This is a genomic window from Coprococcus sp. AF38-1, from assembly GCF_003603945.1.
In the GTDB taxonomy this organism is placed as follows: Bacteria; Bacillota; Clostridia; order Lachnospirales; family Lachnospiraceae; genus Coprococcus; species Coprococcus aceti.
This window is the reverse complement of record NZ_QVGO01000005.1, coordinates 62902-78133: the sequence shown is the minus strand read 5'-3', so window position 1 is coordinate 78133 and position 15232 is coordinate 62902. Positions and strand designations below refer to the sequence as shown.

Here is a 15232-nt window from a genome sequence, read left to right as displayed (position 1 = left end):
TGTCACCTGTCAATGACAAATGCAAAACTGCATTCATCACACGAAACTATATTACTATATAGTATTCTACCACAATACAAATGCCACGTGCCATGTATATATTATTCTGCTCTCATCATATCTCATTATCTTCGTCTTTTAATCTCTTTGAACACTTTCCATAGGCTTTACTATTTTCTTATAGACCCTGAGAAGAAGAATCGTCGATATGATCACGCTGAAAACCTCTGCTATAGGGAACGCTGCCCACACACCATTCACACTGTTCATTGCTTTTGACAGAAAATATGCCACAGGAAGTATGACAAAAAGCTGTCTCGCCATAGACACTATCATACTGTACACGCCCTTTCCTACAGCCTGAAACATTCCCGAACATGTGACAGAAAATCCCGCAAATATAAATGCTGTGCTCATGATTCTGACCGCTGGTATACCCATCAACAGCATCTCATCTGTGGCATCAAATATTTTAAGTATCTGTCCCGGAAATACCTGCATGATAGCAAGACAGAATACCATAATGGAACAACCGACCATCACACCAAGCTTCATGGTGCGCTTCATTCTATCAGGTTTCTGTGCTCCGTAGTTGTATGAAATTATAGGTATCATTCCGTTGTTCAATCCGAATACAGGCATAAATGCCATACTCTGCACCTTGAAATACGCTCCGAACACTGCAACGGCCAATTTCGAGAATGAGTACAGTATCAGATTCAGGAAATAATTCATCACAGAACCTATTGCAACCATGATAACCGACGGCACACCTACGCTGAGAATCTTACCAATTATCTCGCCATGTGGCCTGAATCTTCTGAGTGTTATATGGAGATCCGGATTCTTCTTGATATTGAATACCATAGCCAGAGTTCCAGCTATACACTGTCCACATACAGTTGCGATGGCCGCACCCTTTACTCCCATTCGAGGACATCCAAGAAGTCCAAATATCATTATAGGATCAAGTATAAGATTGATGACAGCACCGAGTATCTGGGTTATCATACTGTACATTGTACGTCCCGTGGACTGCAGTAATCTCTCAAATGTCATCTGGAAAGCTATACCGAAAGCACAACAGCAACACACCTCGAGATATTCTGTTCCATATTGGATTACCTGTGCATCTCTCGTCTGACTTTCCATGAATGTCCTTGCAAAGAATAAACCTATTATCAGGAATATCACATATCCTATCGCCTCAAGGAATATTCCCTGTCTCGCCACCTCATTTGCCCTGTCAAATTTCTTCTCTCCAAGTGCCTTGGATATAAACGCATTAAAACCTACTCCAAGTCCAGAGAAAACTCCTATCATCAGATTCTGTATCGGAAATGCTGTGGACACAGCCGTAAGTCCGTCCATGCTGAATCTTGACACAAACACACTGTCCACAACATTGTACATAGCTTGGAACAGCATGGAAATTATCATAGGAAGTGACATTGACATCAGAAGCTTTCCCTCAGACATCACTCCCATCTTATTTTCTCTGCTCTCACCTGCGAACGCCTTTCCATTAGCAGATATTGTTTTATTATCAGATATTATTTTCTCACCAGATTTTTTCCTGTTATCAGGTGATTTTTCATTATTTTCGACGCTGTCTTTCTCTTTCATATGTACCTCTCCTCTGCATGCTCCTGCTGTGCATAATGTACTATACCTGCCATTTGTGCTTATCCTCACACACACTTATCTTCACTTGCACTTATCCTCACATGCGTACTCTCTTTATCTACTATACTCAAACTAATTAATATTACATTATTTTTGTATTATTTACAATACACTTGTATTTCGATTTTCGATCTCTATTTTCTGATTTCTAATTTTCGATTTATCGATTTCTCATCGACTCAATTCACCGACTCGTATATTGGACCCATATATTCACATTTACAATCATCAATTCATTTATAGCTCACTAATAATGCTATTCACTCATCATCGAGCAGAGTATCCCTTGTAATGAAAACGGACACTCAGCAAAGAACAGCACGTTATTTTTCGCCAGTATATCCTCAACACGACCCTCACGTAGCCGCACACAAATCGTTCCGTACCTGAATTCATCCTGCAACAGCCCTATGCAATTCAAACGATTCTACAATTCAGACCACCATACAGCTCAAAAAATCCCCCTCTTGAACATCAAATCCAAGAGGGGGACTTATAATTGATAATCTAAAATTATCTATATGACAAACAAGCTGTTAATTACTTATTAGCAAGCTCTGCCTTGATAGCCTCTGTAAGAGCTGGAACGATCTTGTTGAGATCTCCAACTACACCATAGTCAGCTACATCAAAGATAGGAGCATCCTCATCCTTGTTGATAGCAACGATGATGTCTGACTCTTCCATACCAGCTACGTGCTGGATAGCACCTGAAATACCGATTGCGAAGTATACCTGTGGACGAACTGTCTTACCAGTCTGACCAACCTGAAGCTCCTTTGGCTTCCAGCCTGAATCTACAACTGCACGTGAGCATGATACCTGTCCACCAAGTACCTCTGCAAGATCATCAAGGAGCTTGAAGTTCTCTGCTGAACCAACTCCACGACCACCTGAAACAAGGATTTTAGCATCCATGATATCCTTGATATCTGAGATAGCCTTTGAGATCTCAAGAATCTCAACATACTTGTTGTTAGGTACGAATCCTGGATTGTACTCGATAACCTCTGCCTTCTTACCAGCTACCTTGTCAAGCTTCTGCATAACACCTGGACGAACTGTAGCCATCTGTGGACGGTTGTCAGGACATGCGATTGTAGCGATTGTGTTACCACCGAATGCAGGACGTGTCATAAGAAGCTGATTGTGCTTCTGCTCCTGATTTGGAAGTGCAACAAGAGGGAAATCACCGATCTCAAGTAATGTACAGTCTGCTGTAAGACCTGTAGCAACTCTTGCTGAAACTGTTGGGCCAAGATCTCTACCGATTGCTGTAGCACCAACTAAAACGATCTCTGGCTTGTACTCATTGATAACTGATGCAAGTGCGTGTGCATATGGCTCAGTTCTGTACTCCTTGAGCTCTGGATCGTCAACAACGATAACTCTATCTGCGCCGTACTCTGCAAGCTCATCTACAAGACCCTTAACGTCTGAACCGATAAGGACTGCAGTTACCTGCTCATCAAGCTTCTCTGCCAGTCTCTTTCCTTCGCCGATAAGCTCGAAAGAAATACCACTTAACTTATTATCTACCTGCTGTGCAAAGACAAATACGCCTTTGTAGTTCTTCATTTCTTCTGCGTTCATTGCGCCCATTTTATTCACCACTTTTCCTTTACTATATTAGATTACATGCTTATCCTTTAACTTGCCAACAATATAGCTAACTGCCTCATCTGGAGAATCAGGAACAACCTTCTCGCCTGCACCCTTTCTTACCTTATCTGAAGCCTTAGCGATCTTTGTAGGTGAGCCCTTAAGACCGATGTTAGAATCATCAACATCAACGAGGTCTGCTCTGCCAAGTGTTGTGATCTCTGCATTAACTGCATCGAAGATTCCACCTGGAGTCATGTATCTTGGCTCATTTAACTCAGAAAGTGCTGTTACAAGGCAAGGCATCTTAGCCTTTAACATATGATATCCGTCATCATACTGACGCTTAACGATAACTGCGTCTCCGTCAACCTTGATCTCCTGTGCATATGAAATTACAGGAATTCCAAGATGCTCAGCGATCTGTGGTCCAACCTGAGCTGTATCTCCATCGATAGCCTGACGACCTGTTATGATCAGATCATAATCAAGCTTTCTGAGAGCTCCAGCGATTGTTGTTGATGTAGCCCATGTATCAGCTCCACCAAGAACACGGTCTGTTACAAGAACACCCTTGTCAGCTCCCATAGCGATTGCTTCCTGAAGAACGTCAGCAGCCTTTGGAAGACCCATTGTAAGAACTGTTACCTCTGCACCATACTGATCCTTTAATCTAAGTGCAGCCTCAAGTCCTGCCTTATCATCAGGGTTCATGATTGTAAGCATTGCTGCTCTGTTTAATGTACCGTCTGGGTTGAACTGTACTCCACCCTTTGTATCAGGTACCTGCTTTATACAAACTATAACCTTCACGTTAAGTACCTCCTATATTACTTTAATAAGTTTGCAGAAATAACCATACGCTGAACCTCTGAAGTTCCCTCGTAGATCTCTGTAATCTTAGCATCACGCATCATACGCTCAACATCGTACTCCTTGATGTAACCGTAACCACCGTGTAACTGAACACACTTTGTAGTAACTTCCATAGCAACCTCGGCTGCGTAAAGCTTAGCCATAGCTGCCTCTACTGAGTAAGAAACCTTAGCACCGCTCTGGTACTCATCCTTCTTTCTTGCTGCCTTGTATACGAGAAGCTTAGCTGCCTCGATCTTTGTTGCAAGGTCTGCAAGAACGAACTGTGTATTCTGGAACTGAGCGATTGATCTGCCGAACTGCTTTCTCTCTTTAACATAGTTTACTGTTGTCTCGAGAGCGCCCTCTGCAATACCAAGAGCCTGAGCAGCGATACCGATACGTCCACCGTCAAGTGTGTGCATAGCGATATTGAATCCCTTACCCTTCTGTCCAAGAAGAGCGTCCTTTGGAATACGGCAGTCTGTGAAGATAAGCTCGTATGTTGAAGAACCACAGATACCCATCTTGTTCTCCTTTGTACCGAATGTAAATCCAGGTGTACCCTTCTCTACGATGAATGCTGAGATCTCCTTCATCTTTCTGCCACGCTTCTCAACGATACCAGTAACTGCGATAACGATATATACGTCAGCCTCTTTACCGTTTGTGATGAAGCACTTTGATCCGTTAAGTACCCACTCGTCTCCGTCAAGTACAGCCTTTGTCTGCTGTCCCTGAGCATCTGTACCAGCACCTGGCTCAGTAAGACCGAAAGCACCAAGCTTTCTGCCTGAAGCAAGATCAGGAACATACTTCTCTTTCTGAGCTGGTGTACCAAATGTTACGATAGGATCAACACAGAGTGATGTGTGTGCTGATACGATAACACCTGTAGTACCGCAAACCTTTGAAAGCTCCTCAACGCACATAGCATATGTGAGAATATCACAGCCCTGTCCGCCTAACTCCTTAGAAACAGGAATTCCTAAGAAACCATACTTTGCCATCTTCTCAACTGTCTCTCTAGGAAATCTGTGCTGTTCGTCAATTTCCTGAGCAAGAGGCTTTACTTCATTCTGCGCGAACTCTCTGAATAAATTCTGCGCCATTTCATACTTCTTGTCTAAAGCGAAATCCATTCTAATTATTCCTCCATAAATATATTATATTACTTAGCACTATTACTGAGCATCAACTGGTGTCTTTGTACGATCAGCATTGTATACATAGAATCCTCTACCGCTCTTAACACCGAGATTGCCACCACGTACCATCTTACGAAGTAATGGACATGCACGATACTTGCTGTCACCTGTCTCATTGTACAGAACATCCATGATTGCAAGACAGATATCAAGACCTACGAAATCACCTAACTCAAGTGGTCCCATTGGATGGTTAGCACCAAGCTTCATAGCAGCGTCAATACCAGCTATGTCTGATACACCTTCCATCTTGATGAATGCAGCTTCGTTGATCATTGGGATGAGGATTCTGTTTACTACGAATCCAGCAGCCTCGTTAACCTGTACTGGAGTCTTACCGATCTCCTCTGAGATCTTAACGATCTTCTCTACAGTCTCAGTTGGTGTATTAACACCTGCGATAACCTCGATAAGCTTCATTCTGTCAGCTGGATTGAAGAAATGCATACCGATCATAGGACGTGTAAGACCATTTCCAATCTCTGTGATAGAAAGTGATGATGTGTTTGAAGCGAATACACACTCTGGCTTGCAGATCTTATCAAGCTCAGCAAATGTTGTCTTCTTTACTTCCATGTTCTCGAAAGCAGCCTCAACTATAAGGTCGCAGTCTGCACATAAGTCTTCCTTAAGACCTGGAGTGATGCTGGCAAGAATACCATCAACCTTCTCCTGTGTCATCTTTCCTTTTTCTACGAGTCTTGCATAACCCTTAGCGATCTTGTCCTTACCGCCTTCAGCCCACTCCTGCTTGATATCGCAGAGTGCAACCTCGTATCCGTCAACCTGAGCAAATGCCTTAGCAATGCCCTGACCCATGGTTCCTGCACCAATTACGCCAACCTTCATTTTTATGTCCTCCTAAATCTTTTTTCCCGGTAAACATGAGAAATTCATATACGTTTCGTTTAACATGCTACCATAATACTTATATCACACATTTAGGATGGTTTACCTTTATCAGATCCCCCACCCTGTTGAACACCAGCCATGCAAAATTTGCCTACGGCAAATGGCTGGTGCTACATGTCAGTTTTTCACAGAAAAACTGACACATATTCTAAATGTTAATATCAGAACTGTTAATTATTACTTGTTCTGGAAAGGAACAACCTTAAGCTTCTTTTCCTTGTCTTTCTCAAGGAAGTTGCCCATTCCTGCCTTCTGATCCTCTGTCTCGAAACAGTCACCAAAAAGCTTCTCCTCAATAACAATTGCCTGATCCATATCTACCTGTAAGCCATCGTTGATAGCCTTCTTGCAGTTTCTCACTGCAATAGGAGCGTTCGCTGCGATTCCGGCTGCCATCTTCTTAGCTGCTGGAAGGAGCTCCTCAAGTGGATAAACAGCATTCACAAGACCGATTCTGTAAGCCTCGTCAGCCTTGATGTTTCTTGCTGTATAGATAAGCTGCTTAGCCATGCCTGCGCCTACAAGACGCGCAAGTCTCTGTGTTCCACCAAAACCAGGTGTGATACCAAGGCCAACCTCTGGCTGACCGAATATTGCATTCTCTGAGCAGATTCTGATATCACAGCTCATTGAGATCTCGCATCCGCCGCCAAGAGCGAATCCATTCACTGCTGCGATGACTGGGATAGGGAATGTCTCAATGGCTCTGAACACATCATTACCCTTCTTACCGAAGGCCTCTCCCTCTGCCTTTGTGAGTGTTGACATCTCACCTATATCAGCTCCGGCAACAAATGACTTCTCACCGGCACCTGTAAGAATAAGACATCTTGTTGTATCAAGATCAACTGCCTTGAATGTTGCATCAAGCTCTTCAAGAACTGCACTGTTGAGTGCGTTCAGAGCCTTTGGACGGTTGATTGTGATAATTCCTACATATCCATCCTGTTCGTATGTAACAAACTCCATGATGTATCTCCTTTATTATCTAAAATTAGTCCTCGATCTTAACGACTGTTGAGCAGCCCATTCCACCACCGATACAGAGAGTAGCAAGACCTGTCTTAGCACCCTTTGCCTGCATCTCATGAAGCAGTGTAACAAGAATACGGCATCCTGAAGCTCCTACTGGATGTCCAAGAGCGATTGCTCCACCGTTAGGGTTAACCTGCTTGTCAACGTCAAATCCAAGATCCTTAGCAACTGCTACTGACTGTGCAGCGAATGCCTCGTTTGCCTCGATAACATCGAAGTCCTCGATCTTGAGACCAGTCTTAGCCATAACCTTCTTGGTTGAAGCTACAGGTCCGATACCCATGATTGAAGGATCAACTCCGCCAAGTGCTCCAGCTACCCATGTAGCCATAGGCTTAACACCAAGCTCCTTAGCCTTCTCCTCGCTCATAACAACGATAGCTGCAGCACCATCATTGATACCTGAAGCGTTACCAGCTGTAACAAATCCGTTAGGATTGATTGTTCTGAGTCTTGAAAGAGTCTCAACTGTAGTACCAGGTCTTGGTCCCTCATCCTTCTTGAACTCAACCATCTCTTTCTTCTTCTTTACCATAACTGGTACGATCTCAGCGTCAAATGCGCCTGACTCCTGAGCTGCAACTGCCTTCTGCTGGCTCTTAGCTGCAAACTCATCAAGCTCCTCACGTGTAAGACCCCACTGCTCACAGATATTGTCAGCTGTCTTGATCATGTGATAGTCATTGAATGCATCCCACAGAGCATCGTTTACCATTGTATCTACGAGTACACCATTGTTCATTCTGTAACCGAAACGACCCTTCATCATAGCGTAAGGAGCCATAGACATGTTCTCCATACCACCTGCAACTACGATATCAGCGTCTCCTGCCTCGATCATCTGAGCAGCCATGTTGACACAGTTAAGACCTGAACCACAGACAACGTTAACTGTAACAGCAGTTGTCTCGATTGGAAGTCCTGCCTTGATTGAAGCCTGACGTGCAACGTTCTGTCCCTGACCAGCCTGGATAACACATCCCATGTATACGTGGTCTACCTGATCTGCAGGAACTCCTGCTCTGTTGATAGCCTCCTTGATAACGATTGAACCAAGCTCTGCTGCTGGTGTTGTGCTGAGTGATCCACCCATTGTTCCGATAGCTGTACGACATGCGCCTGCTAAAACAATCTTCTTTGCCATTTTCAAATCCTCCATTTTAAAAAATATTAGTGTGACATAAGACTACATATAAAAAAACCTTAAAGGTTCACACAATCTGCCATAATTCTAGCACAAAAGCATGTGCCACGCAACCAAAAATGAACGACTCCGCGAAGGAGCTATTTCCTTTTATTCCTGTTTTTGCCATTTTTAGCATTCTTCTGCCCGGATGATTTTATGTTTTTCTGTGGAACAGCTTTATTATTTTTGCTGTTTTTACCATTTTTGATTGAATTGTTCTTACTTTTATCATTTTTGCCATACGAACGTTGTCCCTGGTGTTCACATTTCCTGTCCATCTTTCTCGGCGCTATCAGACATTTTTTATCAAAACCGATAAGATCCTGTCTGCCGGCCTTTATGAGCGCCTCTTTGACCAGATCATAATTCTCCGGTTTTCTATACATCATAAGAGCCTTCTGCATTGCCTTTTCATGTGGATTATGAGGTACATATACCGGTTTCATGGTTCTAGGATCGACTCCGGTGTAGTACATACATGTGGATATCGTGGACGGCGTAGGATAGAAATCTTGCACCTGTTCAGGCATATAGCCTATATCCCTTACATATTCGGCAAGCTCCACCGCCTCCTTCAGCGTGGATCCGGGATGTGATGACATCAGGTACGGAACAACATACTGCTGCTTTCCAGTCTTTGCATTTACCCTTTTGTATCTATCAATGAATTTCTCATATACACTGTTCTGTGGCTTGCCCATCATCCTGAGAACATTATCCGATACATGCTCCGGCGCAACTCTGAGCTGTCCGCTTATGTGCTTCTCGCAAAGCTCTTTCAGGAATTCATCGCTGCTGTCCGCCATCACATAATCGAATCGTATTCCCGATCTGATAAATACTTTTTTCACACCTGGAACCGCTTCCAGCTTCCGCAGAAGCTCAACATAATCCTTGTGGTCAACCTTCAGATTCCTGCACGGTTCCGGGAACAGACACTGCTTGTTGGTGCATACACCATATTTATCCTGCTTTGCGCATGATTTATGCCTGAAATTCGCAGTCGGCCCTCCGACATCATGTATATAGCCTTTGAAATCAGGATCATGCGTCATGCGCTCCGCTTCCTTTATCAGTGACTCGTGGCTTCTTGTCTGTATGATCCTGCCCTGGTGAAATGTCAGTGCGCAGAAGCTGCATCCTCCGAAGCAGCCCCGGTTGCTCGTCAGGCTGAATTTTATCTCTGATATAGCCGGGATACCGCCCGCCTCCTCATATATCGGATGGTAGTTATTCATATATGGCAGATCATACACATCGTCCATCTCCATCTGGGTGAGCGGATAAGCCGGAGGATTCTGAACAACATATCCTCTGTTTCCGTATCCCTCAACCAGCGTTTTAGCCGAGTATGGATCTGTATTTATATACTGTGTATAAAAGCTTCTTGCATATTCCAGTCTATCCTTTGAAAGACTGTCATAATCCGGCAGTATAATGGAATCCTCGGGCGCACCGGATATATCCTTTGTCCTGTAGCATGTACCCCTGACAAATGTGATATCTTTCACATCTATTCCGCTGTCGAGCGCCTCCGCTATCTCTATCATGCTGTGCTCGCCCATGCCATACGAAAGTATATCGGCGGATGAATCCACCAGAATGGAATGTTTCAATTTATCAGACCAATAATCATAGTGAGCCATACGTCTGAGGCTGGCCTCTATACCTCCGATTATGATTGGAACATCCTTGTATGTTCTCCTTATCAGATTACAGTAAACCGTGGTGGCATAATCAGGTCTGAGTCCCATCTCTCCACCTGGAGAGTACGCATCCTTCTGTCTTCTCTTCTTAGATACGGAATAATGGTTCACCATGGAATCCATATTGCCTCCGCACACCAAAAAGCCCAGTCTTGGTCTGCCAAAAACATCAATGCTCTTGTCATTCTTCCAATCAGGCTGGGCAATCATACACACCTTATATCCATATCTTTCAAGCAATCTGCTTATGATGGCAGGACCAAATGAGGGATGGTCAACATAGGCATCACCTATGACAAACACAAAGTCTGCCTGTGTCCACCCTCTCTTCTTCATGTCCTCCATGCAGATCGGCAAATAATCTCTTTCCATACATTTAATCTTCTTTCTTATCGCTGAGGTTGACAGACATACCAGCGCCGAGAGCCACTGCCTCAAGTGCTTTTTCCGATACATATGCCTCTATCCCTGTGCGCTCTTTGATTATTCTGTCCATTCCGTATATAAGACTTCCTCCTCCGGTAAGCACAATGCCCGATACCGCAATGTCAGCCACCAGCTCCGGCGGTGCAGTCTCAAGAACATTGTGTATTGCTCCAAGAATATGCTCTGTAGTCTCCTCAAATGCATCCACTGTTTCATTCGCAGTTATTGTTACAGCCTTTGGAAGTCCCTTGATAAGATCACGGCCCTTGATCACATACTCAATATCTTCATCACGCTTTACGACTGAGCCAACAGCGATCTTCGCATTCTCCGCTGTCTGATAACCTATAAGCAGGTTGTATTTTCTTCTGGCATACTTGATGAGTGCATTATTATAGTCATCTCCGGCGTATTTTATGGAGCTGCTCTCCACTGCACCACCAAGGGATACGACCGCAATATCCGTGGTTCCACCGCCTATGTCAACCACCATATTACCCTTTGCCTCATAGATATCTACATTTGCTCCTACAGCAGCAGCCAAAGGTTCCTCCATGACATACACATTCTTGGCACCGGTCTTGTACACTGCTTCCTCAACAGCTCTTCTCTGCACCTCGGTAACACCGCTTGGAACACACACGCATATCCTTGGTCTTCCAACTCCCGAACGTTTCTCCATTGCGCTTCTGATAAATGCCTTGAGCATTATCTCCGCTATTGTATAATCAGATATAACTCCCTTATTGAGAGGTCTGACGACCTCTATATTCTCCGGAGTCTTTCCTATCATTTTCTTGGCTTTTGTTCCTATTGCTATTACTTTTTTTGTAGATACTTCATATGCGACAACAGACGGCTGGTTTACAACAATTCCCTTACCTCTTACGCTGATCAATACATTTGACGTTCCTAAATCTACTCCAATATCAGTTGAAAGCATATAAATTCTCCTTTATCACAACAAAATAATACCAGTGCTATAACACAGATATTATAAGCACTGGTATTGTTTTTTTCAACAAAATTCTACAACGGTATATCCGTCACAAAACTTATTTTATCTCTTTTTTAAGAATCTTCTTGTCGATAGGATCTCTGGTCTCAGCAGCCTTCATGGCATCATCCATAGCACCGAGAAGTCTGTCGATATTTCCTGACTCCATCGCCATCAAAGCATTCTTTATAGCTGTATCTGCTCCACTCTCAAGCTTGAAGCCCTTCTCATCAGCGTAGCACTCTGCCACATTGATCATTCCGCTCTCATTGATCTGGTCAAAGTATACTCTGTTGTTGAACGATCTTGCCTGAGTCATATTTGCTGCAAGCATATTGCTGAGAGCTGTCTTCTCTCCTGTGAGGATGATCTTAATATCATTCTTCTCAGGTGAACACATATCAACCATCTCTTTGAATCTCTCAGGTGTTATAAGTCCTGCGCTCTCAATGATAAGACATCCGCCCTTGAGCTTGCCAACTGCTCCTGCAAGCTTACCGCTGTTTATAACCTTTGCCTTAACCTTTGCCTTTGCCTCAGACTTGCAGATTCCCATATCATAATAGAACTTTGCAAAATCCTCACCGACCATGGTAAGTCCAAATCCGTGCTGTCCAAGAATAACAACATTCTTAGATCTCTTAGGATCTACCTTGAGAGTCTGGAGAACGTTAACGATCTGTGCACCAGCAGGCTCGACTCCGAGATACTTGTAGAGGTACTTTGCCTCCTTAGGCAGTGATTTACGTCTCGCAGCAACAGCCTCACTTACTGAAGCAGCCATAGTTGCTTCTTCATCTTGTGTGATAACCTGTGCAGCTTCCTCAACCTTACCTTCCTTCAGAAGCTCTTCCTGCTTCTTGTACTCTTCCTCACGCTTTATAGCCTTTTCAAGTACCTTTGCAGCAGCAGTAGCCTTGCTTCTTATATCCTCGAGCTGTTTCTTGACATCAGCCTCGACCTTGTCTATTGCTGAGAGATCTTTCTTCTTCTTCTCCTCAGCCTCGGCCTTTGCCTGATCAGCAGCCTCTTTTCTTGCAACAATGCGCTCAGCCTGTTTTGTCTTGAGCTCAGCGATCTTGTTCTTTAACTCTTCTTCTTTCTTCTTTGCATCATCGAGAAGCTTCTTAGCATCAGCTTCAGCCTTTGTCTTCATATCTGAGGCTTCCTTCTCAGCCTTCATAGCTGTAGTCTGAACCTTCTCGAGCTCACTTGCCTCTGCCGTAGCATACTTCTCTTCCTCAGCAGCAAGGAACGCCTCATGCTTGGTCTCTCTATCTTTTCCTTCTGCCGTAAGCTTATCTGTCTTTTCCTTGGCAGCAGCTTCCGCATTCTGGATCTCAACCTCTTCTGCGATCTTAGCCTCTTCGACTACCTGCTCTGCTTCCTCGGCAGCAGCCTCTGCCTTTGCCAGAAGATCCTCAGCCTCAACAAGAGACTTCTTAGCTGAATCGAGAGCTTCCTTAGCCTCTGCCTTCGCAGCCTTGAATGAGTCATTCTCCTTCTTTGCGGCGGCAACATCCTCACTGATCTTCTTGTTGTCGTTCTCAGCAGATGTAATCTGATCAGCAGCCTTCTTTATGAACTCCTCGCTGTCTGAAATCTTCTTCTGAACCTCTTCCTTGGCCTTCTTTGCTGCCTCAAGAGCCTTTGCAGCCTCCTCCTCAGCCTTCTCTGCCTTCTTCAGTTCTTCCTTCTGTATTGCAAGCTTTGTGTTTGCATCATTTCTGCTGTTCTTTGCATTCTTAACAGCCTTCTCTGACTCCTCAAGCTTCTTCTGGAGCTCATCAAGAGTCTTCTGTGACTGACTCTCCATCTCAGTGGTATTCTTAAGATTAGCATCAGCCTCTTCCTCAGCCTTCTTAGACTCGCTGAATATTGCACCAGCCTTTGTCTTGTCTGCCTCGGCAGTCTTCATGATCTTGGATGCTCTTGCTTCCTCATCTGTGCGCTTCTTCTTGGCTGACTCTATAGACTTCTTCTTGTCTGCATCTATGTCTGCCAGCTTCTTCTTATCTGCATCCACAGCCTTGTTGTACTCAGCGACACCCTTATCCACATTGGTCTTCTTAGTGTCGGCAAGTGCCTTTATAGCCTTGTCAGCAGCAGCCTGAGCCTCATTGATCATATTGTTCTTATATGTATCAGGATCGCTCTCCTTGAGGATTCTGTCTGACTCTTTCTTAGCAGATTCATTTGTATCTGCTATCTCTTTCTTGAGCTTTGCAATATTTGCATCAAGCTCTTTCTCCTCGCGCTCAAGCAGCTCAGCGTCGTTCTTCTTCTTTGCCTCAGCCTCCTGTGCCATCTTTGCATCATAGTTCTGTTTCTTGGCAGCAAATTCTTCAAGCTGCTTTTCGAGATCCTTCTCTGTCTTCTCGCATTCCTCGATGGTCTTCTTCGAGGTCTCAGCATGCTTCTTTGCCTCTTCAGCGTTCTTTCTGGCATCGTCGATTGCCTGCTGCTTCTTTGCCTCAGCCTCAGCCTTAGCCTTTTCAGCGGCAGCCTTCTTTCTTGCCTCTTCTGCCTCTTTGCGCTTCTTCTCCTCTTCAGCCTTACGCTTAGCCTCTTCCTCGGCCTTCTTCTTAGCTTCTTCCTCAGCCTTCTTCTTGGCTTCCTCCTCAGCTTTCTTCTTGGCCTCCTCTTCAGCCTTCTTCTTGGCTATCTCCTCAGGGCTCTCCTCGTCTATATTGGACAGGTTCTTTATTCCTGCTCCAAGGAAATCGTCATCATCGTCGTCATCATCGTCAAAATCATACAATGACTCTCCAGCCGCAGCCTGCTTGTTTCTATCTGGGAGAATGCTGAACAGATCTCCGTTCGCATCACTGCCTCCCTTAGGTGACTTAACTTTATTCACCTTTGCATTCTTATCAGTTACCCACTCAAGTGTCTCTTCATCCTCAGCATTTTCATCATCATCAGTGAGAACAATATTGCTTCCACCTGTTGACTTAACTGTGCCTTCAGTTCCGGCACCGAACTTAAATCCGCCGCCAAGACCGCCTTCTGTTTTAGGTGTTTTACCAAGACCGCCGCCAAGACCGCCTGATCCAAGGCCTCCTTCTGTCTTAGGTGTACTTCCGAGTCCGCCGCCAAGGCCGCCTCCGAGTCCGCCAAGACCGCCTTCACCTAATCCGCCGCCAAGGCCGCCTCCGAGACCACCGCCCGACATATCATCAGCGATACCTCCAAGGTTAAGACTGAGCTTAGGTGCAGCTCCCTCTGGTTTTTTATCTTCTTTTTTATCTTCAGGCTTCAGTCCCTCTCCCTCTTTTGGAACGTCTTCCTGTTTTTCATCCTCAGTTGAAGTTTCCGGTTCATCCTCATGAACAATTCCAAGAGCCTCTTCTCTCTTACGGCGTTTCTTAGCCTCGATTCGTTCTAACTCCTCCTTGGACAAAGTTTTGTGTTGGCTTTTAGCAGTCTCAGCATCTTTCTTCTTGCTGCCACTCTTGAGAAGTTCTTCCTCTTCTTCTCTCTTTTTCTTGGCAGCTTCTGCAGCTCTTTCCTTTTCAAGCTGTGCCTTGATCGCCGCAATCATTGCTTCTGTCTGATCTACAGCCAATTCCCTCGCCTCCTTCCGTTTGTTCAAATAAAAAAGCAATACACTATATGT

10 protein-coding genes are annotated in these 15232 nt (G+C 44.5%); all 10 read right to left on the bottom strand.

From position 1 onward, the window contains the following. Positions 1-138: 138 nt before the first annotated feature. Entirely contained in the window at positions 139-1626 is a 1488-nt protein-coding gene (locus DW025_RS08435) for an MATE family efflux transporter (RefSeq protein ID WP_117548906.1), read from the bottom strand. 600 nt (positions 1627-2226) lie between these two features. After that, entirely contained in the window at positions 2227-3288 is a 1062-nt protein-coding gene (locus DW025_RS08430) for an electron transfer flavoprotein subunit alpha/FixB family protein (RefSeq protein WP_015535002.1), read from the bottom strand. A 27-nt stretch (positions 3289-3315) separates the two neighbouring features. Further along, positions 3316-4101, bottom strand: a complete 786-nt coding sequence (locus DW025_RS08425) for an electron transfer flavoprotein subunit beta/FixA family protein (RefSeq protein WP_022058361.1) — start codon at positions 4099-4101, stop codon at positions 3316-3318. A 17-nt stretch (positions 4102-4118) separates the two neighbouring features. Then, positions 4119-5285 (bottom strand): acyl-CoA dehydrogenase, encoded by a 1167-nt coding sequence (locus DW025_RS08420; RefSeq protein ID WP_004852934.1) that lies wholly within the window; start codon positions 5283-5285, stop codon positions 4119-4121. Positions 5286-5327: 42 nt separating this feature from the next. Beyond that, positions 5328-6200 carry a 3-hydroxyacyl-CoA dehydrogenase family protein gene (locus tag DW025_RS08415; protein WP_117548905.1) on the bottom strand — a complete coding sequence of 291 codons (873 nt, stop codon included), beginning with the start codon at positions 6198-6200 and terminating at the stop codon, positions 5328-5330. A gap of 240 nt (positions 6201-6440) precedes the next feature. Beyond that, a complete protein-coding gene (locus tag DW025_RS08410) occupies positions 6441-7232 on the bottom strand; it encodes an enoyl-CoA hydratase-related protein (protein ID WP_119999553.1) in 792 nt (263 codons plus the stop codon). Between the two features lie 25 nt (positions 7233-7257). Continuing rightward, entirely contained in the window at positions 7258-8442 is a 1185-nt protein-coding gene (locus DW025_RS08405) for an acetyl-CoA C-acetyltransferase (RefSeq protein WP_055279930.1), read from the bottom strand. Between the two features lie 140 nt (positions 8443-8582). After that, entirely contained in the window at positions 8583-10562 is a 1980-nt protein-coding gene (locus tag DW025_RS08400) for a YgiQ family radical SAM protein (RefSeq protein WP_118757720.1), read from the bottom strand. A 4-nt stretch (positions 10563-10566) separates the two neighbouring features. Then, entirely contained in the window at positions 10567-11559 is a 993-nt protein-coding gene (locus DW025_RS08395; protein WP_117548903.1) for a rod shape-determining protein, read from the bottom strand. A 112-nt stretch (positions 11560-11671) separates the two neighbouring features. After that, a complete protein-coding gene (locus DW025_RS08390) occupies positions 11672-15181 on the bottom strand; it encodes a hypothetical protein (protein WP_242992600.1) in 3510 nt (1169 codons plus the stop codon). Positions 15182-15232 lie beyond the last annotated feature (51 nt).